The 21,545-nt window shown below is 60.3% G+C and carries 18 protein-coding genes, 5 pseudogenes and 1 other annotated feature; of the genes and pseudogenes, 13 read left to right on the top strand and 10 right to left on the bottom strand.

Features of this window, described 5'->3' with window-relative positions:
- Positions 1 to 125: 125 nt before the first annotated feature.
- Positions 126 to 656 (bottom strand): DUF1269 domain-containing protein, encoded by a 531-nt coding sequence (locus B0G81_RS40560; RefSeq protein WP_121325657.1) that lies wholly within the window; start codon positions 654 to 656, stop codon positions 126 to 128.
- Positions 657 to 1,096: 440 nt separating this feature from the next.
- On the opposite strand from B0G81_RS40560, the gene B0G81_RS40555 reads away from it, so the two are divergent.
- From B0G81_RS40555 to B0G81_RS40535, 5 genes and pseudogenes are all read left to right on the top strand, one after another.
- A complete protein-coding gene (locus B0G81_RS40555; protein WP_134143802.1) occupies positions 1,097 to 1,750 on the top strand; it encodes a BON domain-containing protein in 654 nt (217 codons plus the stop codon).
- A 184-nt stretch (positions 1,751 to 1,934) separates the two neighbouring features.
- Positions 1,935 to 2,629 (top strand): annotated as a pseudogene (locus tag B0G81_RS40550) (type 1 glutamine amidotransferase domain-containing protein).
- 16 nt (positions 2,630 to 2,645) lie between these two features.
- Positions 2,646 to 3,170 (top strand): DNA starvation/stationary phase protection protein, encoded by a 525-nt coding sequence (locus tag B0G81_RS40545; RefSeq protein ID WP_208328639.1) that lies wholly within the window; start codon positions 2,646 to 2,648, stop codon positions 3,168 to 3,170.
- 240 nt (positions 3,171 to 3,410) lie between these two features.
- Positions 3,411 to 3,905, top strand: a complete 495-nt coding sequence (locus tag B0G81_RS40540) for a carboxypeptidase regulatory-like domain-containing protein (RefSeq protein WP_134143810.1) — start codon at positions 3,411 to 3,413, stop codon at positions 3,903 to 3,905.
- 626 nt (positions 3,906 to 4,531) lie between these two features.
- A pseudogene (locus B0G81_RS40535) lies at positions 4,532 to 4,938 on the top strand (reverse transcriptase domain-containing protein); the annotation flags it as partial.
- Here B0G81_RS40535 and B0G81_RS40530 read toward each other — a convergent pair.
- Positions 4,938 to 5,150, bottom strand: a pseudogene (locus B0G81_RS40530) (diguanylate cyclase); the annotation flags it as partial. The pseudogenes B0G81_RS40535 and B0G81_RS40530 overlap by 1 nt on opposite strands.
- 333 nt (positions 5,151 to 5,483) lie before the next feature.
- Positions 5,484 to 6,715 (bottom strand): IS3 family transposase gene (locus B0G81_RS40525; protein ID WP_134143809.1). Its coding sequence is split into 2 segments (ribosomal slippage): positions 5,484 to 6,427 and positions 6,427 to 6,715, totalling 1,233 coding nucleotides; the frame shifts between segments, so codons are not numbered across the junction.
- Positions 6,321 to 6,437, bottom strand: a sequence feature (AL1L pseudoknot). (Overlaps the previous gene by 117 nt.)
- Before the next feature lie 733 nt (positions 6,716 to 7,448).
- Here B0G81_RS40525 and B0G81_RS40520 point away from each other — a divergent pair.
- The 4 genes from B0G81_RS40520 (at position 7,449) to B0G81_RS40505 (ending at position 9,712) form a co-directional block, all read left to right on the top strand.
- Complete coding sequence (locus B0G81_RS40520) at positions 7,449 to 7,691, top strand: hypothetical protein (RefSeq protein ID WP_134143808.1); 243 nt, start codon at positions 7,449 to 7,451, stop codon at positions 7,689 to 7,691.
- 27 nt (positions 7,692 to 7,718) lie between these two features.
- Entirely contained in the window at positions 7,719 to 7,958 is a 240-nt protein-coding gene (locus B0G81_RS40515) for a DUF6566 family protein (protein ID WP_134143807.1), read from the top strand.
- 175 nt (positions 7,959 to 8,133) lie between these two features.
- Positions 8,134 to 9,399 carry an NAD(P)/FAD-dependent oxidoreductase gene (locus B0G81_RS40510; protein ID WP_134143806.1) on the top strand — a complete coding sequence of 422 codons (1,266 nt, stop codon included), beginning with the start codon at positions 8,134 to 8,136 and terminating at the stop codon, positions 9,397 to 9,399.
- Between the two features lie 40 nt (positions 9,400 to 9,439).
- Complete coding sequence (locus B0G81_RS40505; RefSeq protein WP_134143805.1) at positions 9,440 to 9,712, top strand: UBP-type zinc finger domain-containing protein; 273 nt, start codon at positions 9,440 to 9,442, stop codon at positions 9,710 to 9,712.
- A 53-nt stretch (positions 9,713 to 9,765) separates the two neighbouring features.
- On the opposite strand, the gene B0G81_RS40500 is transcribed toward B0G81_RS40505, so the two are convergent.
- The 3 genes from B0G81_RS40500 to B0G81_RS40490 form a co-directional block, all read right to left on the bottom strand.
- Positions 9,766 to 12,600 (bottom strand): ATP-dependent Clp protease ATP-binding subunit, encoded by a 2,835-nt coding sequence (locus B0G81_RS40500; RefSeq protein ID WP_116121650.1) that lies wholly within the window; start codon positions 12,598 to 12,600, stop codon positions 9,766 to 9,768.
- 325 nt (positions 12,601 to 12,925) lie between these two features.
- Positions 12,926 to 13,561 carry an Hsp20/alpha crystallin family protein gene (locus B0G81_RS40495; protein WP_116121651.1) on the bottom strand — a complete coding sequence of 212 codons (636 nt, stop codon included), beginning with the start codon at positions 13,559 to 13,561 and terminating at the stop codon, positions 12,926 to 12,928.
- A 143-nt stretch (positions 13,562 to 13,704) separates the two neighbouring features.
- Positions 13,705 to 14,280 carry an HdeD family acid-resistance protein gene (locus tag B0G81_RS40490; RefSeq protein WP_134143804.1) on the bottom strand — a complete coding sequence of 192 codons (576 nt, stop codon included), beginning with the start codon at positions 14,278 to 14,280 and terminating at the stop codon, positions 13,705 to 13,707.
- 292 nt (positions 14,281 to 14,572) lie between these two features.
- Here B0G81_RS40490 and B0G81_RS40485 point away from each other — a divergent pair, with 292 nt between their 5' ends.
- Positions 14,573 to 15,010 (top strand): PRC-barrel domain-containing protein, encoded by a 438-nt coding sequence (locus B0G81_RS40485; protein ID WP_134143803.1) that lies wholly within the window; start codon positions 14,573 to 14,575, stop codon positions 15,008 to 15,010.
- Between the two features lie 91 nt (positions 15,011 to 15,101).
- Here B0G81_RS40485 and B0G81_RS40480 read toward each other — a convergent pair whose 3' ends face one another.
- Positions 15,102 to 15,599: an MgtC/SapB family protein gene (locus B0G81_RS40480; RefSeq protein WP_134143894.1), complete on the bottom strand. Its 498-nt coding sequence runs from the start codon at positions 15,597 to 15,599 to the stop codon at positions 15,102 to 15,104.
- Positions 15,600 to 15,677: 78 nt separating this feature from the next.
- Positions 15,678 to 16,329 (bottom strand): annotated as a pseudogene (locus B0G81_RS45130) (iron-containing alcohol dehydrogenase); the annotation flags it as partial.
- 319 nt (positions 16,330 to 16,648) lie between these two features.
- Here B0G81_RS45130 and B0G81_RS40470 point away from each other — a divergent pair.
- Entirely contained in the window at positions 16,649 to 17,479 is an 831-nt protein-coding gene (locus tag B0G81_RS40470) for an AraC family transcriptional regulator (protein ID WP_243856868.1), read from the top strand.
- 266 nt (positions 17,480 to 17,745) lie between these two features.
- On the opposite strand, the pseudogene B0G81_RS40465 reads toward B0G81_RS40470, so the two are convergent.
- Positions 17,746 to 18,440, bottom strand: a pseudogene (locus B0G81_RS40465) (type 1 glutamine amidotransferase domain-containing protein).
- A gap of 184 nt (positions 18,441 to 18,624) precedes the next feature.
- Positions 18,625 to 19,278 (bottom strand): BON domain-containing protein, encoded by a 654-nt coding sequence (locus B0G81_RS40460; RefSeq protein WP_134143802.1) that lies wholly within the window; start codon positions 19,276 to 19,278, stop codon positions 18,625 to 18,627.
- Positions 19,279 to 19,718: 440 nt separating this feature from the next.
- Between B0G81_RS40460 and B0G81_RS40455 the strand changes: the two genes are divergently transcribed.
- Both B0G81_RS40455 and B0G81_RS44040 read left to right on the top strand, forming a co-directional pair.
- Positions 19,719 to 20,249, top strand: coding sequence for a DUF1269 domain-containing protein (locus B0G81_RS40455; RefSeq protein ID WP_121325657.1), 531 nt, complete (start codon positions 19,719 to 19,721; stop codon positions 20,247 to 20,249).
- Between the two features lie 1,010 nt (positions 20,250 to 21,259).
- Positions 21,260 to 21,421 carry a hypothetical protein gene (locus B0G81_RS44040; protein ID WP_166679191.1) on the top strand — a complete coding sequence of 54 codons (162 nt, stop codon included), beginning with the start codon at positions 21,260 to 21,262 and terminating at the stop codon, positions 21,419 to 21,421.
- Positions 21,422 to 21,545 lie beyond the last annotated feature (124 nt).

Genomic DNA, 21,545 nt, shown 5'->3' with positions numbered 1-21,545 from the left:
ACTGCGCGTCGATGTGATGGACGTCCACGCGGAATGATCCGCATAACTTGTCGGGGTGTCGATCCGGCCCAAATGTGAACTTCAACAGAATTCAAGATCACAACCCTGATGCAGCACAGGGAAGCTCATGCTGTCGCGCCACTGCTGTTCAGGCTCTCTAGCGCCTTCCTCAGGCGTTCCTCCTGATCGTTCGTCAGAGACGTCTTCAATACCTTTCCCCCGAAGGGTTTCAGTTCCGGCAGAACCTTGTCGAAATTCACGCGACGCACGAGGATGAAGAGCGCCGACGAACCCGGCTCAATGTTCTGGCCTGTCGAACGCATGAAATCGTCATCGATTCCATAGTCCGAGAGCGCGCCCGACAACGCGCCCGTGCCAGCACCGACGGCCATGCCTGTTGCCAGCCCGACGAGCGGATTGAGCAACATCAGTCCAACCAGCGCACCAAACAGACCACCCCAGGCCGCGCCACTGAGCGCGCCGATCTTGACAAGATCGACGGCTTGCTTGAGGTGTACCTTGCCCTTCGCGCTACGGACCACGATGCAGGCATCCTCAAGGTCGATCAGGTGTTCCTTTTGCATCTGCTGGAGTTTGGTCAACACCTGGTCGGCCGTCTCTTCGCCTTTGAAGCTTACAACGACCAGATCGCTCATCGATTTGCTCCTTTGCTCTGGAAAATAAAACGAGACCGTTTCGCCGCAAGACGGTTGAATCCATGCTGAGCTCAGCTCAGCGCGCAAGCCATCGACCGCGCCGCGAAGCAGCGGTGGTGCCAGCCAGCCTTGCATGTCCCGCCCGGCGCGTACCTTCGGACGTCGACGTGGCCACTGACCCGATGACGATGACATCAAGACTAGATTCTTGCCGGTTGCACTTCTTCCTCATTCCTGCAAGACGTGTCGGATCTCTGCGCTTCTGCTGCGCGGCTTTCAGGTGTCAACGTACGGCAGCATTGTGCAAAAACTGCGCAGGCGTAGGGAAGAAAATCGGCCCGGCGCGCCCTACCGTTGCCCTACCGTAGACGGATGCGTGTGGCGCTGGGCGTGGCCCGCGTGCCAGCGTTAGTCCATCAACAAACCGACGAGGAGCGGCGATGAGAACCGACGAAGACATCAAGCGAGACGTGGAGTACGAACTGAAGTGGGATCCGGACATCGATCCATCAGATATCGGGGTTGCGGTCAAGGACGGTGCGGTCACATTGTCCGGGTTCGCGCGCAGCTTCCGGCAAAGGCGCAAGGCCGAAGAGGACGCGACGCGTGTGCGCGGCGTGAGGGGGGTCGCCAATGACGTGGAAGTGCGAGTGCCGCTGATCGACAAACGACCCGACCCGGAGATCGCGCGCGAGATCATTGCCCAACTGAAGGCCGAGCTGCCTTATGCGGCGGACACCATCAAGGCGGTCGTCAAGGACGGAGAGGTGACGCTGAAGGGCGAAGTCGAATGGGACTACCAGCGCCGCCGCGCGGCCGACACGGCGCTGCGGGTGAGCGGCGTAACCGGCCTGACGAACGAGATCGAGATCAAGCCGAAGGTCAAGCCCGAGGATCTCAAGCGCAAGATCGAGGACGCGTTCAAGCGCAACGCGGAAGTCGACGCGCAGCACATTACGGTGGAGACCGAAGGCAATAAGGTCGTCCTGCGTGGTACGGTCCGCTCGTGGGCCGAGCGCGAGGAGGCCGAGCGGGTCGCATGGCTTGCCCCCGGTGTGATGCGGGTCGACAACCGGATCACCATCGATTACTGACAGGCCACAGGAGACCGCGCGGCTCGCTTGCGTACCGAATGGCCGAGGGGCGGGAAAGGACACGCACCAGGACCGGAAACGCCCTCGGCGCTCCTGACAGCCGCATTCTGCCAGAATGACCTGGGTCGATGACACCGCTCGTCGGCTCGTTGCAACTTGAATTGAACCGGCTCGCGAGTTTGTCATGAAAATCCTGGTGGTACTGACTTCACACGACCAGCTCGGCGATACCGGCCGGAAAACCGGATTCTGGCTCGAAGAGTTTGCCGCGCCTTATTACGTGTTCAAGGACGCAGGCGTCGAGATGACGCTCGCTTCGCCCAAGGGCGGGCAGCCGCCCCTCGACCCCAGGAGTGACGATCCGGATTCGCAAACCGAAGCGACCCGGCGTCTCAAGAAGGACAACGAAGTGCAAGCGGCTTTGGCAAATACAGCGAAGCTTTCAACTGTCTCGGCTGCGGACTATGACACCGTGTTCTATCCCGGCGGGCACGGACCGCTATGGGATCTGGCAGAAGATCCGCAGTCGATCGCATTGATCGAAGCCATGTATGCGGCGGGAAAGCCAGTCGCTGCGGTTTGCCACGCTCCCGGTGCACTCCGTCATGCAAAGCTGCCCGATGGCTTTCCACTCGTGCGAACAAGCCCGTCACTGGGTTTGCCAATTCGGAAGAAGCGGCCGTCGGTCTTACGGACGTAGTGCCTTTCCTCGTCGAGGAGATGTTGAAGAAGAATGGAGGCAGGTATTCGAAGGGGCCAGATTGGCAATCACATGTGGTTGTCGCGGCAAACCTGATTACTGGCCAGAATCCCGCGTCGTCGGAAGCAGCAGCAAAAGCGCTGCTCTCGAGGCTGGGCATCGCCTCAGACGACGCTTGAGTTGAAGGAGCGAGTCATGGCAAAGACGACCGGGGCCAGCAGGTCAGAAAGCCGAAACCAATCCAGCGACGTGATACATGTGCCCGAGCCGAAGCTGCACCAGCGCGCACATGAATTGCAGCCGTACGGTCATGTCGTAAAGCTGCCAATCGCGTTGCCCCAAACCGCGTGCGAAACGAGCATAGAACTGTTGAATCAGATCCTGGCCGACACTATGACGCTGCGCGACATGTACAAGAAGCATCATTGGCAGGTCATTGGGCCTACGTTCCAGTCGTTGCATCTGCTGTATGACGCGCATTATGATAAGCAGGTCGAACTCGTCGACACGCTAGCAGAGCGGATCCAACTGCTCGGTGGGGTCAGCATCGCCATGGCTGCCGATGTGGCGGAAATGACCATGGTCCCGCGTCCGCCACGCGGACGCGAAGAGGTGCCGGTACAGCATTCGCGCCTGTTGGAGGCGCATGAGATCGTCATTGTGGCCACTCGCAGTGCAGCCAGAAAGGCCAACGAGTTGGGCGACTTTTGGCACCAATGACGTGCTGGTCAGCGACGTATTGCGCACTAACGAATTGCAGGTCTGGTTCCTCGCGGAGCACCTGATCGACGCGTCTCTGGTGGTCGCAGCATGACGTTGATACTGCGATACGCGCTGGCGATCGGCAGATAGCTTGCCGGACTGTTTGCGGCAACGGCCCAGTGAAACGCGAGATGGGACGCAGTCATTTTTGAGCGCTCGCCGCAAGTACGGAGAGCGACATGAATGCCACGTTAAACTATGAAAGCACAAAACAGCAAGCATATGGCTGTCGCCGCGGCCCTCGCGGCTGCGTTCGCGTTCGGCCCTGCCGGCAACGCGTTTGCGGCGCAAGCCACTGGAGCGGTCGGCGGCACCATCACCTACAGCAGTGCCGGCAACGCAAACGGCGGAGGCTTGCCGCAGATCCAGCAACAGGGCGACGTGTCCTACGTGTCGGGCGGCGTCGGCCAGGACGAATCGACGGCGCTGAAGCGCGCGCGAAGCCACTGGCCGCTGTCGATGCAGTTTGTCGGACCGGGATCGGACTTTCTCGCTGATGTCCACGTCCGGATCGTCGACGCACATAACAACGTGGTGCTGCAAGCCGATTCGCTCGGCCCGTTCATGCTGGTCAAGCTGCGTCCCGGCCGCTATACGGTGCACGCGACCTACAAGGACCGCGATCAGACGAAGACCGTCAGCATTGCCAGCAAAGGGAGCACGCAGGCGGCGTTCTACTGGAACGTCGAATAGCGCGCTGGAAGATTGTCCAGGCGGGCCAGGTTTCGCCCCTAGTGAACTGCCATGCGGCTCGCCCCGTGGCTTTTGTCATGTGCAACAGCGTGGGGGGCAAGTCCCCTGTCCAGCCTGATGGTGGTGAAGGACTAGTGAAACGCAAGGCGTCGTCGTGCGGCGGGGTCTGAAAGAAGCGCGTAGCAAAGCCATGACCTGACGAACGGAAACCAGATACGAGGCCTATCGGGCTGGACGAGCAAGCATGTGATTGCGAAGTACATAACCATCAAGAGCCTGGGTGGTAAATCTGGCAGGCGTGTGGCGAAGGCGGTTGAGCTTACCTCGGGAGGCCTGCCCGGTGTCCTGCAATCAGGACTGAACGGACCGCAAGGGACGTTGACCACCGCGCAGGAGTCAGCAGCGGGCATAGTAGGGCGGCGACGCCTGAAGGTCCAAACGGAAAGGAGCGGCAAGTAGGCCGGAGAACGCGACACGGGAACGCAGCAGAAAACGCATCGCGTCCTCGACAGCGGAAGCAGGGGTGAAGCCCCGATGGCGCTGATCGAGGGGCTGAACCTATTGTGGCGAACCCCGAATCTGAAAGCCCGTCGGCGTGTGACGGACTGATGGAAGAAGTCTGCGAGAGGGAGAACCTGAAGCAGGCGTTGAAGCGTGTGAAGGCGAACAAGGGAGCGCCGGGCGTGGACGGCATGACGGTGCAGGCACTCCCGGCGTTTCTGCGGGAGCACTGGCCGTCGATACGGGACACGCTGCTGAACGGCACATAAAGCCTCAACCTGTGAGACGGGTCGAGATACCCAAGCCTGACGGCAATGGCGTGCGCAAGCTCGGCATCCCTTCTGCGCTTGATCGACTCGTTGCGCAGGCGGTCTTGCAAGTGTTGCAAAGACAGTAGGACCCGAGGTTCTCGGAATCCAGCTACGGGTTCCGTCCGGGACGCTCGGCGCATCAGGCAGTGGCGCAGGCGCAAAGCTACATCCAGTCGGGGTATCGATGGGTTGTAGATTTGGATCTGGAGAAATTCTTCGATACCGCGTGATCCAGCGGGTTCAGCGCGTCTGAAACCAGCAATGAAATCACCGCGCGAATCAACTGCCAGAGCGACACGAGGATGATGATAGAAATCACCACGCTCAGCACATGCGCGACAAGCTGCTCGAACCGCTCATAAAAAGTGAGCATGTCCCACTGTAGACGCAACGCATCGAGATCCTTGCGCAGCCAGCATTTCTTTCTTTCCATGATTTGGCTGCCGGGCGGCCGTCGCTGCACCGCGAACGCACCGCGCTCGTGCATGGATTGCACATGCGCCGTGCACTGTTCATTCAACGGTCGCGTAACGCACGTGCTACGGCCCTTCGCGTTTGCGCGGGCTCTTTGCGGATAGTTGCCCAAAGCAAAACGGACGTATTCAGTTACTGATAACAGATGTCGAACTATTTCGCGCTTTTGATACAGGGTACCTGCCATGTACTCGAAGAGGTACTAGATTTGAAGCAGCAGGTCCATGCACTGTACTCCGACGAACGCAATATGGAATATGAACCGCCCCGGGAATCGTGGAGGCTGGTTGGTTTAAGTTAATGCGGGTTCGGCGACCGGTGTTTCAAGTCGCTGATAGTAGTTTGCCTCAGCTTCGGCAGGCGGGATATAGCCGAGGGGTTCCATCAGTCGATGATGATTGAACCAGGCCACCCATTCCAGCGTTGCCAACTCGACGGACTCCCGTGTTTTCCAGGTGCGGCGATGAATCAGTTCCGCCTTGTACAAGCCGTTGATTGTCTCGGCCAGTGCGTTGTCATAACTGTCGCCACGGCTACCAACCGAGGGCTCGATGCCCGCTTCGGCCAGTCGCTCGCTATAGCGAATGCTAACGTATTGCGAGCCTCTGTCGGAGTGATGTATCAACGTTCCATCGCCGCCTGGCCGCCGCGCATAGAGTGCCTGTTCAAGTGCATCCAGGACGAAGTCTGTAGTCATCGACGAACTGACGCGCCAACCGACAATCCGTCGGGCGAACACGTCGATCACGAAGGCCACGTAGAGCCAGCCCTGCCACGTCGAGACATAGGTGAAATCAGAAACCCAGAGCTGGTTCGGCCGTGCCGCCTTGAACTGGCGATTGACCCGATCCAGCGGGCGCGGGGCTATGGCATCAGGAACAGTCGTGCGAACACGCTTGCCTCGCATCACGCCGCGCAAACCCAGTTGTTTCATCAGCCGTTCGACCGTGCAGCGAGCCACGGCGATACGCTCCCGGTTCATCTGCTTCCAGACTTTATCCGCTCCGTAGACCCGCATGTTGGCTTTCCAGACACGCTCGATCTCCGGCCGCAGGCGTTCATCGCGTATCGCGCGAGCGCAGCGGCGCGACGGATCGCGAAGCTGTGCAGCATGGCGCCGGTAGCCCGACGGGGCAATCCGCAAGACCTTGCAGATCGGCTCGACCCCGAAGGTATCGCGATGCTGATCGATGAAGGCCTTCAGGACTTCAGGCGGCGGTCGAGCTCCGCCTGGGCGAAAAACGCACTCGCGAGTTTCAGAATCTCGTTGGCGCGGCGCAGTTCCTTGACTTCGCGCTCCAGTGCCTTAAGACGTTCGCGTTCCGACGTGCTCACGCCCTCGCGCTCGCCGCTATCGACTTCCTCTCGTTTGACCCACCCCAGCAATGTCTGGCTCGTGCAGCCGATCTTGGGGGCGATGGATTCAATCGCCGCCCACTGTGACGGATACTCGCCCCGATGCTCTTGCACCATGCGCACTGCACGTTCCCGGACTTCAACAGAAAATTTGTTCGACTTGTTCATGGCTCCATCTTCTCAAGAGTTGGAGCCTCCACCAAATCCGGGGCGGTTCAATACGCCATTTTGGCAGCGCCGATCAGGGATTACGTAATTACCACTCCACCAGGATGTGCCGACCGATCGTCGACCGCTCATACGACCTATGCAGATCTCAGGAGGCCTCGCGTGACGCACGATTCAATGCAGCCACGCGCGCATCACGCGCGGCCTTTTCCCGTTGGTCCGCTTGCGTATCCTGAATAACAGACAACTAGCCTCCGTCGCGGTCCGGCGTCGCCTGCTTCAGGGCCACCTGCACACGCACTGGCCTGCTGCGGTTATTGCGCAACCGGAACATTACGTCCAGCGTCAGGACCTCGACACCGCGCCCGCCGATCCAGCGCCTGTACGACTTCAAGCGTGGCCCGGTCACTCGGGTCTAGCAGGTCGAGCATCTTCGTTTTTGCCAGCTCGCCAGCAGCCCATCAGCTGCGGACAACCGCTTTAAGATACGCTGCGGGTCGGCCTGGAGAGGATCGGGCCTTTGCACACCGGCGTCTTTCGGCTTTTTGCGCATTTTTTCGAAAAGCAGCTTTGCGGTGCGCCCTCCCGTGATGCAGTCCGCAGAAGCGACCGATTGTCCAAACACAGCCGGATTAGCGACTAGACTTAAAGCATCGTTGGTGCATGCTCACGCGGGAGAAGCGTATGCGCAATTCAGTCACGATCCGGACGCGCGACCGAGGGAGGTAGACCGATGCCGAAGACCGTTCGAACCGCTGAGCAGATTCGCAACGAACTGCAGAATCGCATGGCGACAATCGCCGCTGGCGTGCCGGGAGCTTTGCGCGTGCGCATACCGCTACCAGAGCGGCACCCGCCCGACGCATCCGGCCGCAACTGGAACATGGTGCCGCTCAATGACCCCGGCGCAGATTGGGCACATCATGTCCAGAAGGTGATCGAAGACATGCGTACCGAGTTCGTGCTTCCAGATTGACGCCTTGATACGAAACCGGAGCAGCTCATGCAAACGCACGTGTTTGAGCATCGAGGCTACGAGATCGTGGTACAGCCGGAGCAGAACGCCTACGGCGCGTGGCAGGCGAAGGTGAGTGTGCGCCATGCCGATAGCACCGTGGCCGAATTCCGTCCGGAGACGGTTCAGCCGGAATGGCTTGCGCCGGAAGAGGCGGTGCGGGACGGCATCGAATGGGGCATGCGTTTTGTCGATCACAAGCTGGAAGAGTCGCACGATCCGACGTGACGGAACAATCGGCGCAAAGGAACAAAAGCCGGCAGGGTCGCGAAAGACGCCACCCTCCGATGCGCATACGGTGCACGAATACGGCCGACCGCCGTTATCCTGGCGCTGCCGCCTGCTTGTGAAGCGCGTGAAACGAAAGAAGTCGCTAACGTCCTCAGAGGTGGAGAGCATTTTCATGGTCACTATTTATGGACGCATGCGCAGCGCAAATGGCTACGAGATACGCGACTTCCTGCATCGCTGCGACATACCGTTCGAATGGGTAGAATTGGGCAGCGATAAGGAAGCGGAGGAACTGGCGCACGTGCAGCATCTTCGCGATTCGCGCTTGCCGGTCTGCGTCTTCCACGACGGCACGCGGCTCGAATGTCCCACCATCCGGCAAATCACCGAGAAGCTCGGCTGGTTTGCAAGTCCATCCCGTGAGGCCTACGATCTGGCGATTTACGGCGCAGGACCGGCGGGATTGAGCGCGGCGGTGTACGGCGCATCGGAGGGCCTGCATACCATACTGGTGGAGCGCTGGGCACTGGGCGGACAGGCAGGCAGCAGTTCGAAGATCGAGAACTGTCTGGGCTTTCCACAGGGCGTGAGCGGCGTCGACCTCGCTGAACGGGCGCGCGACCAGGCCATCAAATTCGGCGCCGAGATCCTGCTCGCGCGCGCCGGCGTGCACGCGGAGTTTCCGCCCGGCCAGGGCATCGTGTACCTGGAAGACGGCACACGTATCACGGCGCGCACGTCTATCTGCGCGACCGGCGTGGCATATCGCACGTTAGGCCTGGCAGGTGAAGAGCGTTTTCTCGGCGCGGGTCTCTATTACGGCGCCGGCGCCAGTGAGGCCGCGCTGATCCATGGCGAAGACGTATATGTGGTGGGCGGCGGCAATTCGGCGGGACAGGCCGCCATGCATTTTTCGCAGTCCGCCAGCCGCGTCCATATGCTTGTGCGTGGCGCATCGCTTAAGAACACGCTGTCCCAATACCTGGTGGATCGCATCACGTCGGCGCCGAACATCGAAGTGCGCACGTGCGCCGAAGTTACCGCGCTCGCAGGCAGTGACGTGTTGCAGGAGATCACGCTGACCGATGTGCGCACCGGCCGGCAAAGCACGGTAAGGACGAATTGGCTATTCGTCTGCATTGGCGGCGTGCCACAGACCGAATGGGCGCAGGAGGTTGGCATTGTCCGCGATGAAGGCGGCTATCTCGTGACCGGCCCCGACCTGCAGGAATATCGGGCGACCCTGAACTGGCCGCTCGAACGCGCGCCGCTGCATCTGGAAACCTGTATGCCCGGCGTATTCGCAGCTGGCGACGTGCGTCACGCATCGATCAAGCGCGTGGCGTCCGCAGTCGGCGAGGGGGCAATGGCTGTGGCGCTGGTGCATCGCTATCTGAATAGCGCTCGAGCGCAAACGCAACCTCAAGCGCAACCTTGATCCGCGCGCGTCTGCGCGCACCTGTCCGAGGAGCACGATCATGACCCCTGGTTGCACGCACCTGAGGGAAGCCCGCATTCTCCACACGCCCATCGGCTATTGCGAGGACTGCGTGAAGCTTGGCCAGCCGTGGGTACATTTGCGGCTTTGTCTTTCGTACGGCCACGTCGGCTGTTGCGATTCGTCGCCCAACCGGCATGCAAGCAAACATTTTCACGCGACAGGCCACCCGCTGGTACGTTCAATCGAACCCGGCGAAACGTGGATCTGGTGTTATCGCGACGAGATCATCGCAGGTGAACTCGAATCGTAACGGCGACGTAGCCCGCACGTGCGAGCGGCGTCGCGTTCCTGAGCATGCCGGCGTCACGCATGCGCCGGTGCCGGCTTCGACGCCTCGCTGGGCGCTTCTGTGCGCGTGGCGCCTTTCTGCACACGCACAGAGTGCGTACCCGAGTCGTAGACCATTGTGACCTTGTCGCCGTCGCGCACGTCGCCTCCCAACAGCGCATCGGCGAGTTGCGATTCCACTTCAAGACGGATCTTGCGCTTGAGCATCCGCGCGCCGAATTCGGGGTCATAGCCAATCTGCGCAAGGTGATCGCGCAAGCCATCGTCGAACGACAGATCGATGCCCTGGGCCAACGCCGTGCGTCGCACGCGCGCAAGTTGCAGATCTACGATGCTGCGAATCTGCTCCTTGCCGAGCGCATGAAACACAACCACTTCGTCGACGCGATTGAGAAACTCCGGCTTGAAATGATGCCGCAGGATTTGCATCAACCGGTCGCGCAGCTCAGGATAGTCGAGTTGCTTCGAGTCTGCCTTCATATTGTCCTGGATCAACTGTGAGCCGACGTTGCTGGTCGCGATGATGATCGTGTTGGTGAAATCGACCAGACGGCCTTTGCCGTCGGTGAGCCGCCCTTCGTCGAACAGTTGCAGCAGGAGGTTGTGCACCTCGGCGTTCGCCTTTTCGATTTCGTCGAGCAGCACCACGCAATATGGCCTGCGCCGCACGCGCTCGGTGAGTTGCCCGCCTTCCTCGTAGCCGACATATCCGGGCGGCGCGCCAACCAGCCGTGCCACCGTGTGGCGCTCGGAATACTCGCTCATGTCGATACGCACTAGCGCGCTCTCGTCGCCGAATACCGAAGCGGCAAGCGCCTTCGCGAGTTCGGTTTTGCCCACGCCTGTAGGTCCAAGAAAGAGGAAGCTCGCTGTTGGCTTGCCGGCCTCCGTCAAACCGGCGCGCGAAAGCCGCACTGCTTTGGCGACCGCGGAGACGGCTTCATCCTGACCGACCACGCGCTCCTTCAGGCGGTCTTCCAGTCGCAGCAGCTTTTCACGGTCCTCAGCCGTGAGTTCGGATAACGGTACGCCCGTGAGCGACGAAACGATCTGCGCAATGTCTTCCGCCGTCACTTCCTGTGAACTGGTGCCGCGCTCCTTCTTCCACGTTTCGGTAGCTTCGTGCAGGCGTTTTTGTTCTGCGACGAGTCGTCCTTCCAGTTCCTTGGCTTTGTCGAATTCTTTAGCAGCGCTGGCCGCGTCCTGTTCCTGCTTGATGCGGCGGATGCTCGCCTCGACATCGTGCAAGGGCTGCGGACGCGAATTCGACGAAATGCGCACGCGTGCAGCGGCCTGATCGAGCAAATCGATTGCCTTGTCTGGCAGAAAGCGTGCGGCGATATAGCGATCCGAGAGCTTTGCCGCAGCAACGATCGCCTCTTCGGTGATTTTCACCTTGTGGTGCGCTTCGAGCCGATCCCGCAGGCCGCGCAGAATTTCGATCGTTTCCTCGACGCTCGGCTCAGGCACCATGACGGGCTGAAAGCGCCGCTCCAACGCCGAGTCTTTCTCAATGTACTTCTGGTATTCGTTCAACGTGGTCGCACCCACGAGGTGCAGTTCACCGCGAGCGAGCGCGGGCTTGAAGACATTGCCAATATCGAGGCCGCCTTCGCCGCCGCCCTGGCCGGCGCCGACTATCGTATGCAGTTCGTCGATAAACACGACCAGACGGTCCTGATTCTCGATGATCTCATCCAGCACCTGCTTGACGCGTTCCTCGAACTCGCCGCGATATTTCGCGCCTGCCACGACGCTATTGATATTCAGTTCGACCACGCGCTTGCCGCGCAGCACTTCCGGCACCTGGTCCTGAGCAATGCGTTGCGCGAGGCCTTCGACGATAGCGGTCTTGCCCACACCGGGTTCGCCGATCAGCACCGGATTGTTCTTGCGCCGCCGCGCGAGCACTTCAATGGTGGTTTCGATTTCCTTGTCACGGCCGATCACCGGATCGAGCTTGCCTTGACGCGCAAGCGCGCTGAGATCGCGAGCGTACTTGTCGAGCGTGGGCGTGGTGGAGCGGTCTTCCATCTTGCCGTCTTCGGCACCCTTGCCGACCACCTTGACTGCTTTTTGCCGCAGCGATGGCGACGACAGCCCGAGCTTGCGCAGCAACTCACCTGCAAAGCCGTCTTCTTCCTCCACAAGCCCAATCAGTATGTGTTCTGGTCCCACATAGCTGTGACCCAGTTCCAGCGACGCCTTCAACGCATTTTCCAGCGTACTTTTGGCGCGTGGCGACACGCCGATCTGCTCGTTGTCGCTCGGCTCCTTGCGGGTGCCGCGCGGCGCGGTCTGATCGATGGACTTCTTGATCTCTTCGGGATCAAGCTTGAATTCGCGCAGGATTTCCTGCACCACATTGTTATCGGCGAGCGCCAGCAACAAGTGTTCCGTATCGACTTCGTTCTTGCCGTATTCGACCGCTGCTTGCGCCGCGGCTTGCAGGCGGTCCAGACCGCTCTGGCTCAGGTACGTCTGCAGGTCTACCGCTTCACGCGCCCGGCGATGCCGGCGTGTCCGGCCGGCTGGCTGCGCGCCCGTTGAATCGCCGATTTGCCCGCTACCGGGGCCTGTATCCTGATCCGCGCCGCCGGGCTGTCCGGGCGCGCGTCTGATGCGTGGCCGGCTACCGCGCCCGCCTTCCAGTTGTGGCCACATGTCGTCGAACAGACTGTCGAAAAGTCCGCCGTGAAAGAGGGACTCGAGCGGCGACAGGCGGCGCTGATTGCGCGCCATGAACTCCATGTAATGCTCATCGCACAGCATCAGCTGACGGCGTTGACCGTTTTCGGTGATCGTGATCTGCGAAGTTGCGGGCTTCCCACAAACACTGCACTCGGCCATGATGATCTCCTGTTCGTCCGTGAGCGCATCGCTTCCCGGGCGGGTAATGGGTGGTGGAAAATATTTGTTCCGCTGCTTGTTCCGACGCCGCCTTGTTCGCGCGCTGGGCTCGCGCTGCACCCGAAGCAAGCAATTAAGTGGACGGCACGTGGCTTGATCGGTTGTTTCCCCGACACCCAGTTCCGTTAGCTATGCGCAGGAACGCATCGGCATGCTCAATCCAGCGCCGCGCGGTGCGTCGTTCGTGCCGAGGCGTACCGCGACTTCCTCCAACGGCCATCGTCCAATTGCCAACGATAGGCCTGACCGCGGAGTGCGGAGTGCGTTATTTGATCTCAATGCGCCGCTTCGCGGCTGGTTCCGCGGCCGCTTTGGGGACACGCAGCGTCAGCACGCCATTTTCAAATCTGGCCTCTGCCCGATCGAGATCGATGCCCGAGGGCAGCGGAACCGCACGCTGAAAGTCTCCAAACGACCGCTCGACCCGATAGCATCCCTGTTCTTCGCTCGTCGATTCGAAGCGCTTTTGGCCGCTGATGATCAGCATGTCTTCAATCACTTCCAGCTCGACGTCGTCGCGGGTCATGCCCGGCAATTCGGCGACAATACGCAGCGCGTCGCCTTCGTCGGTGACGTCGATCCGTGGTTGAAACTCGCTGGCGCTGAAGTCGCCGAACCAGCTTCCGAGCGGTCCACGGCCGCCGAACGGATCACGAATCAATTCGGCGAACAGATGAATAGGATCGGGCAGCGGCCAGCTGGCAGACGCGAGTGCTGCCGGCGCAGCAGCGGTTGCCATCGGTGCCCCGTCGCCCGTTTGCGTGCCGCCAGTCTGCTGCGTATTTTGCCGTGCGCTTTGCTGACTGGTGCGCGACGCACCGGCGGGGCCGGATGCGTTTTCCTGCGCGGAGTGCGAGCGCAAAAACCGGAACGGATTCCATTTGTCGAGATCGAGAAGCATGTGATTCTCCTTGCGTCAGGTACGCCAGAGCCAGCCCAGAGGCTGGACCACTGGAGACGACGGGTAGTCCATTCGACCTCCGGATGCGAGGGGCGCGGCTGCTGTCGTGGCCGGGTGACTATGCATCCCCGCGCGCGGTGCGTTTACGGATGCAATGGCGCGTGTGGCTCGCCGGTCAGGCTGTCATGATGCCAGGCGCGCGCAGTGATGCCGAGTACGAACAGCAGCGCGCCCGTGAACAATGCATACACGCCGATCAGCCAGACGAGCGCTAGTGCGCCGGCGCCGGGAAAGAGCAGCACGAGGATGCCGAACAGCACGGATAGCACTCCGGTTAGCACCAGCATCCACGCATTGCGCAGGCGCCTATGCAGCCGCGTCGCTGCGATCAGGTCGAATACGCCCGTGATAATTGCGTTTGCACCGATGACGGCGACCAGCACGAGCGTGGTGATGCCCGGCACCAGCGCGGCAATCACACCGGCGCCGATACTGCAGATACCGAGTAGCAAGGGCACCCACCAGCCGCTGTGCGTGGCGCGGTAGCGGATGGCCGCCACAATCGCGACAATGCCGCCGGCGATTGCGTAGGCGCTAAAGAGGGTGATGAGCAGCAGCAGAGTGAGACCGGGCCAGAATAGCGCCAGAGTGCCGAACAGCAGCGCGACCGTGCCACGCAGAATGAGCATCCACCAGGCGCGTCCAAGCAGTTCATCCATGTGGGACTCCAGGCTGTACCGTCAGATGGACTTTAGTCTACGCTCCACGCATCGGCGATTCTTTCGCGTTTCTGCCATGTGTTTCGCAATTCTGCGTTCATTCATGAGGCGTGCTGAATGGCATCCAGATTGGCATCCCGGAGGCACCAAAATAAGCTGATCCGTCTCCGCTTTTTTACAGCGGCTTGCCGTGAGGCGTTCTAACATGACCTTACGCTGCGCACGGTCTGGCATTAGCGTGATCATTGACGGCCCGGTGTCGCGCCGTCAACACCATCACGAAGGGACTCTCATGAAAACGAATCTGCTTGTATGGCTGCTCGCGTCGTCGCTCGCGCTCCCACTAGATGCGAACGCCCAGGTGGCCGGCACCCAGCCGCTTGGCGTCAGCGTGGAAGAGTCGGCCGCGATCGTGGCCGGCTGGAGCGTGAGAAAGTCGGTCATGGACAAGCCGGTCTTCAACGAGAAGGGTGAGCGAGTCGGCGTCATTCATGACATTATCGTGGCACCCGACCGGTCGGTATCGTTTGCAATCGTCGCCGCAAACCAGTTTCTGGGGGTGTCGCATCACGACGTGGCTATTCCGATCGAGCAGCTCGATTTCAACAATGGCAAACTGCTGCTTGCCGGTGCGACGAAAGATGCGATCAAGGCGCTGCCCGAGTTTCAATACGCAAAGGTACGCGCGACACCCAAGGCAAGGTCCGACTACAACAGCGAGCATCACTGATATATGTCTCGCATCGTGCGTGATCGATTCATTTGGCGCGCGGCACGCTCGTTCCAATGGGCGGTCCGCCGATGAGTGCGCCGCCGCGTGACTATTCGTCGTGCCGCATGATTGCCGCTTGTTCTTCAGGCGACTTTCCTAACCAGCGCCGGTGCAACGCACGTTCGATGCTGCCGCCCACCGAGAGCAGCAGCAGGAGCAGGACGGTGGCAATACCGGCAATCTGCCATGCGCCGATGCCGCATACAATGCCGAGCGCGGCGGTGACCCAGATCGAAGCCGCCGTCGTCAAGCCGCTGATCCTTCCGGTGGCGCGGTTTTGCAGGATCACCCCGGCGCCGAGAAAACCGATGCCTGTAATGACGCCTTGAATCGCACGGCCGGCGTCGGTGCCGCCGTCAGTAAAACCGTGTAGTTCGAACGACATGCCGGCCATCGTGACAAGACAGGAGCCGAGCGCAACGAGGCCTAGTGTCTTGACGCCGGTTGGCTTGCCATGCAGGTTTCGATCGAGCCCGACGATACAACCCAGCAGCACTGCTGCGACCATGCGCAAGATCGCCTCAAGCAATTGCACGTGTGAAATCATCGGCACCCCCGCTAAGGTTTCCTGGTACCGTCGCGCTCGGCGAGCACCTGGCTTCTCACTACAGTCCAGCGTCGAGGCGAGGTCAAATTCCTGCATGCCAGTCTCGCGCAAGCCAGATGGGACGCCGAGCCCTCGTCGAGGCATCGAAGACACCATGCGCAGCGCTCTCGTCGCCTGGCGCGTGACAGATTCGTGTCAGGGCCTCACGCGACGCCGTGCTGTTGCATGCCAGTGCGTAAGGCAATATGATCGCGTGCGCTTACGCAGGCCGCAGCCTGATGCTTCCGCCAGGAGTATGACAAAGCTTGTGATGCTGCGCCATTCCCACGTGCCCCAGCACACAGCCGCATAGTCATGCGCCGCAGAAACAATCGCTGCGCGCTAACAGGCTTTGGAGCCCGTTCCTGATGCCGCGCAGTCCGGTCGCCAACGCACGTATTCCTCCCTCAGCCATCATCGACATGACTGGTTTGCCGTCATGGGCATACATCCCCTCCGCCGCATGCGCAATGGCATTGAGGCCGCTCACGAAAGACAAGCCGGGCGGCAATTAACGTGACAGCTCGGCGTCGTAGATCACTGTCTTCGGCAAGACACGCACGCCGCGTCCCCTACCTTTCAGACCGCCTTCGGTCAGGCCATAGATCGGTGTCATCTCTGAGCCTGCATACGCGGTCGGTATCGCGATGAACGGTAGGCTCGATTCGAGCGCGATCGCCTTACCCAAGCCAAATCCGATCGATGTTCCCAGATCGCGGGCCCGCGTGCGGTGCGCATGACATGCCGCTTCGCGAACCCGACCGCTTTCGAACGCTGCGCAATACCCGACGTAAGCGTCGGCTTGCAAAAAGCCTTCGCGAGCGATGGATTGCTTCGAATCCCGGCTAACAGCGTGTCGAGCGTCGTCCCGAGTTGCCCAGCAACATAGCTCAGCAGCAACCCATCAACGAAGTCGGTTTGCTTCTGCCCATATGACGAATCCGCCTTAAGCGGCCTTGAATTCGACGTAAGCTTAGCTATGCGACGAGGCAGCAAGGAGACTACTGCTTATGATGAAGCAAGTAACAAGATCGACCCCGGATCACGGGTTACGCTGCCAACCGATGGATGTCGCTTTCAGCAACGGCGGGCTGAACTCGGCGCAGGGATTTCGGCTCGTTATACCGACGGGTAGCACTGTTGTGCAGGCTGAGGGTTGCGACGACGGCGGAATGAGTCACTCGATCCTGATAAGTGCACCATTTGTCGCGGTTATTCCTGCCGGGGTGCAATTGGCCACCATCGCTGACAACGATCCCAAGGGATGGGTTATCGCACTCAAACCGGGCGTTCTAGGGCAAGTCTCGAAAGAAGCGTTTGGCGCGGTCCCGAAATGGTCCAAGTCCTGGGATCCGTTCCTGCGCGAGGCCGCGGATACATTGGGTGTCTTGCATAACGCCGATCTCATCGACGCTGCCTGCGCCGACGCCTTTGCCGATGTCATCTCGGTGCACATCGCTCTGCGCTACGGGCACTGTGCGGGCGCGGTCGAGCCGGACATGCCTCTTACGCGTCAAATGCTGACTCGCATTCAAGCCTTCGTTCATGAGCACATAGCCGAAACCATTCTGGTCGGGCAACTCGCAGTTCTGGCGCACATGAGCGCATCAAACTTCGCACGCGGTTTCAAAACGGCGACAGGTAACCCGCCCCATCTGTACGTGACACTCGAACGGGTGAAATTTGCCAGGACGATGTTGTGCGAGGAGACCATTCCCCTCGTCGACGTTGGTGCGCGCGCGGGGTTTCAGACTCAGCAGCATTTCACCGATGTGTTTCATCGATATACCGGTGTGACGCCGCGCGCATTCAGAATTGCCCACCGGAACGTCGGTAGCTGATTCATTTAGCGACGTTGCGGACAAAACAATAACCGCGGGACTCCAGCGCTCGCGCTTAAACCAGAGCGACAAGAGTTTCTCGAAGTAGCTTATCTGTTTTCCGCCTTGGCAGTGGACGTGTCAGCGTTGATCGGGCCGTGGCCCGGCGTTTTCGCGCTGTACAAAATAAAGTTGCAAGCTCAGGCACGTATATCACGTCGCTGGATTGGTTTCGGCTTTCTGACCTGCTGGCCCCGGTCGTCTTTGCCATGACTCGCTCCTTCAACTCAAGCGTCGTCTGAGGCGATGCCCAGCCTCGAGAGCAGCGCTTTTGCTGCTGCTTCCGACGACGCGGGATTCTGGCCAGTAATCAGGTTTGCCGCGACAACCACATGTGATTGCCAATCTGGCCCCTTCGAATACCTGCCTCCATTCTTCTTCAACATCTCCTCGACGAGGAAAGGCACTACGTCCGTAAGACCGACGGCCGCTTCTTCCGAATTGGCAAACCCAGTGACGGGCTTGTTCGCACGAGTGGAAAGCCATCGGGCAGCTTTGCATGACGGAGTGCACCGGGAGCGTGGCAAACCGCAGCGACTGGCTTTCCCGCCGCATACATGGCTTCGATCAATGCGATCGACTGCGGATCTTCTGCCAGATCCCATAGCGGTCCGTGCCCGCCGGGATAGAACACGGTGTCATAGTCCGCAGCCGAGACAGTTGAAAGCTTCGCTGTATTTGCCAAAGCCGCTTGCACTTCGTTGTCCTTCTTGAGACGCCGGGTCGCTTCGGTTTGCGAATCCGGATCGTCACTCCTGGGGTCGAGGGGCGGCTGCCCGCCCTTGGGCGAAGCGAGCGTCATCTCGACGCCTGCGTCCTTGAACACGTAATAAGGCGCGGCAAACTCTTCGAGCCAGAATCCGGTTTTCCGGCCGGTATCGCCGAGCTGGTCGTGTGAAGTCAGTACCACCAGGATTTTCATGACAAACTCGCGAGCCGGTTCAATTCAAGTTGCAACGAGCCGACGAGCGGTGTCATCGACCCAGGTCATTCTGGCAGAATGCGGCTGTCAGGAGCGCCGAGGGCGTTTCCGGTCCTGGTGCGTGTCCTTTCCCGCCCCTCGGCCATTCGGTACGCAAGCGAGCCGCGCGGTCTCCTGTGGCCTGTCAGTAATCGATGGTGATCCGGTTGTCGACCCGCATCACACCGGGGGCAAGCCATGCGACCCGCTCGGCCTCCTCGCGCTCGGCCCACGAGCGGACCGTACCACGCAGGACGACCTTATTGCCTTCGGTCTCCACCGTAATGTGCTGCGCGTCGACTTCCGCGTTGCGCTTGAACGCGTCCTCGATCTTGCGCTTGAGATCCTCGGGCTTGACCTTCGGCTTGATCTCGATCTCGTTCGTCAGGCCGGTTACGCCGCTCACCCGCAGCGCCGTGTCGGCCGCGCGGCGGCGCTGGTAGTCCCATTCGACTTCGCCCTTCAGCGTCACCTCTCCGTCCTTGACGACCGCCTTGATGGTGTCCGCCGCATAAGGCAGCTCGGCCTTCAGTTGGGCAATGATCTCGCGCGCGATCTCCGGGTCGGGTCGTTTGTCGATCAGCGGCACTCGCACTTCCACGTCATTGGCGACCCCCCTCACGCCGCGCACACGCGTCGCGTCCTCTTCGGCCTTGCGCCTTTGCCGGAAGCTGCGCGCGAACCCGGACAATGTGACCGCACCGTCCTTGACCGCAACCCCGATATCTGATGGATCGATGTCCGGATCCCACTTCAGTTCGTACTCCACGTCTCGCTTGATGTCTTCGTCGGTTCTCATCGCCGCTCCTCGTCGGTTTGTTGATGGACTAACGCTGGCACGCGGGCCACGCCCAGCGCCACACGCATCCGTCTACGGTAGGGCAACGGTAGGGCGCGCCGGGCCGATTTTCTTCCCTACGCCTGCGCAGTTTTTGCACAATGCTGCCGTACGTTGACACCTGAAAGCCGCGCAGCAGAAGCGCAGAGATCCGACACGTCTTGCAGGAATGAGGAAGAAGTGCAACCGGCAAGAATCTAGTCTTGATGTCATCGTCATCGGGTCAGTGGCCACGTCGACGTCCGAAGGTACGCGCCGGGCGGGACATGCAAGGCTGGCTGGCACCACCGCTGCTTCGCGGCGCGGTCGATGGCTTGCGCGCTGAGCTGAGCTCAGCATGGATTCAACCGTCTTGCGGCGAAACGGTCTCGTTTTATTTTCCAGAGCAAAGGAGCAAATCGATGAGCGATCTGGTCGTTGTAAGCTTCAAAGGCGAAGAGACGGCCGACCAGGTGTTGACCAAACTCCAGCAGATGCAAAAGGAACACCTGATCGACCTTGAGGATGCCTGCATCGTGGTCCGTAGCGCGAAGGGCAAGGTACACCTCAAGCAAGCCGTCGATCTTGTCAAGATCGGCGCGCTCAGTGGCGCGGCCTGGGGTGGTCTGTTTGGTGCGCTGGTTGGACTGATGTTGCTCAATCCGCTCGTCGGGCTGGCAACAGGCATGGCCGTCGGTGCTGGCACGGGCGCGTTGTCGGGCGCGCTCTCGGACTATGGAATCGATGACGATTTCATGCGTTCGACAGGCCAGAACATTGAGCCGGGTTCGTCGGCGCTCTTCATCCTCGTGCGTCGCGTGAATTTCGACAAGGTTCTGCCGGAACTGAAACCCTTCGGGGGAAAGGTATTGAAGACGTCTCTGACGAACGATCAGGAGGAACGCCTGAGGAAGGCGCTAGAGAGCCTGAACAGCAGTGGCGCGACAGCATGAGCTTCCCTGTGCTGCATCAGGGTTGTGATCTTGAATTCTGTTGAAGTTCACATTTGGGCCGGATCGACACCCCGACAAGTTATGCGGATCATTCCGCGTGGACGTCCATCACATCGACGCGCAGTTCGAATTGGAGAGTGCTCACGCTTAAACTTGCGAAGACTGATACGACCAAATCTAAGGGCCGGAAAATCGAAATCGAGCAGTTGCGCGAACTGAGCGTCGGCCGACCGTGCTGTAGCGGACGCTTCGTCACTGGATGTGCTTCCTGGAGCAACGAGGTCGTTGAGAACACATGTGCACGCGGGGCAAGCGGCGGGCAAGGTCTCTTTCGGGTCGTGAGTTCCGGAGGTAGAGCAACGGACTTCGAATCCGTTGGTCACCGGCTCAAATCCCGTACGGCGCGTCCGGTGGAGGACGGCATGAAGGCAGGAAGCACCACTATTGCGGTGTTCGCAGCGGTCGTCCTGGCAGGGCTCGTCTATGTGAATTGCCCACAGATAAGATCGCTATGCGCCGAAGGCATGACACTCGACCTAGCCGTCTGTGCCGGGTCTAAGATCCCGGTCGCTTGTAAGACGGAAGCACGCCGGAAGTACGAAATGTGTGTGAAACGAACGACATGTTCTCTTTAGGTAATGCCCGCCGTTAGCGTTCGGGTTCCAAGGCGAGCACACAAAACGCGGCCAAATCGAGAACCCCGGAGAGTATCTGCATGCCAGATCGTGCGACGGCAGAAACGCGAGCCTTCCCGGCTTGTCCAACTCAGAACCGATCTTCGCGAGCAGCTCGTTATGCGCGGTGCCCGGGGTGGAGCAACTCCTGCTTCACGCGCGCGCCGATCTCTCGCGCCACCCGGCAGATCAGTGACGTCGATCTGGATGTCGTCGATGCCGCGATTTTCGATCTGCGTGATGAAGGTGGTGATCTCCGCCTCCAATGACGGTGATTGCATGCACGCAACGCCGCTGCAATAGCGAAATTCCGCTGATTCCCATATGGAGCGCAACATGACAAAGGAAAGTCGCGTCGACATCCGGAAGTCGAAAGTCGAGGCGCAGGAAGCGCCGATGACGCTGGACGAACAACTGGATGAAGCGCTCGGAGAGACCTTTCCTGCGAGCGACCCAATCGCCGTTCACCCCGAGCCAGAACAACCCGCGAAGAAGTAAACTCAATCGTCGTGGGTACTGGAAAGCAACAGAGCGAGCTTCTCGACGCGCTGCAACCAGCGTCTCCTGTGTGTGGATTTGTTCGAGGCGCCGGACAAGTCGGAAAGTGTTGCCACCCAACGAG

The sequence above is a fragment of the Paraburkholderia sp. BL6665CI2N2 genome, assembly GCF_004366535.1.
In the GTDB taxonomy this organism is placed as follows: domain Bacteria; phylum Pseudomonadota; class Gammaproteobacteria; order Burkholderiales; family Burkholderiaceae; genus Paraburkholderia.
This window is presented reverse-complemented; position numbering and strand designations above follow the sequence as displayed.

Coding starts and splice junctions, on each gene's coding strand:
- B0G81_RS40560 (WP_121325657.1), bottom strand. CDS start 656: ATGAGCGATCTGGTCGTTGTAAGCTTCAAAGGCGAAGAGACGGCCGAC.
- B0G81_RS40555 (WP_134143802.1), top strand. CDS start 1,097: ATGAGAACCGACGAAGACATCAAGCGAGACGTGGAGTACGAACTGAAG.
- B0G81_RS40545 (WP_208328639.1), top strand. CDS start 2,646: ATGGCAAAGACGACCGGGGCCAGCAGGTCAGAAAGCCGAAACCAATCC.
- B0G81_RS40540 (WP_134143810.1), top strand. CDS start 3,411: ATGAAAGCACAAAACAGCAAGCATATGGCTGTCGCCGCGGCCCTCGCG.
- B0G81_RS40520 (WP_134143808.1), top strand. CDS start 7,449: ATGCCGAAGACCGTTCGAACCGCTGAGCAGATTCGCAACGAACTGCAG.
- B0G81_RS40515 (WP_134143807.1), top strand. CDS start 7,719: ATGCAAACGCACGTGTTTGAGCATCGAGGCTACGAGATCGTGGTACAG.
- B0G81_RS40510 (WP_134143806.1), top strand. CDS start 8,134: ATGGTCACTATTTATGGACGCATGCGCAGCGCAAATGGCTACGAGATA.
- B0G81_RS40505 (WP_134143805.1), top strand. CDS start 9,440: ATGACCCCTGGTTGCACGCACCTGAGGGAAGCCCGCATTCTCCACACG.
- B0G81_RS40500 (WP_116121650.1), bottom strand. CDS start 12,600: ATGGCCGAGTGCAGTGTTTGTGGGAAGCCCGCAACTTCGCAGATCACG.
- B0G81_RS40495 (WP_116121651.1), bottom strand. CDS start 13,561: ATGCTTCTCGATCTCGACAAATGGAATCCGTTCCGGTTTTTGCGCTCG.
- B0G81_RS40490 (WP_134143804.1), bottom strand. CDS start 14,280: ATGGATGAACTGCTTGGACGCGCCTGGTGGATGCTCATTCTGCGTGGC.
- B0G81_RS40485 (WP_134143803.1), top strand. CDS start 14,573: ATGAAAACGAATCTGCTTGTATGGCTGCTCGCGTCGTCGCTCGCGCTC.
- B0G81_RS40480 (WP_134143894.1), bottom strand. CDS start 15,599: ATGATTTCACACGTGCAATTGCTTGAGGCGATCTTGCGCATGGTCGCA.
- B0G81_RS40470 (WP_243856868.1), top strand. CDS start 16,649: ATGATGAAGCAAGTAACAAGATCGACCCCGGATCACGGGTTACGCTGC.
- B0G81_RS40460 (WP_134143802.1), bottom strand. CDS start 19,278: ATGAGAACCGACGAAGACATCAAGCGAGACGTGGAGTACGAACTGAAG.
- B0G81_RS40455 (WP_121325657.1), top strand. CDS start 19,719: ATGAGCGATCTGGTCGTTGTAAGCTTCAAAGGCGAAGAGACGGCCGAC.
- B0G81_RS44040 (WP_166679191.1), top strand. CDS start 21,260: ATGACAAAGGAAAGTCGCGTCGACATCCGGAAGTCGAAAGTCGAGGCG.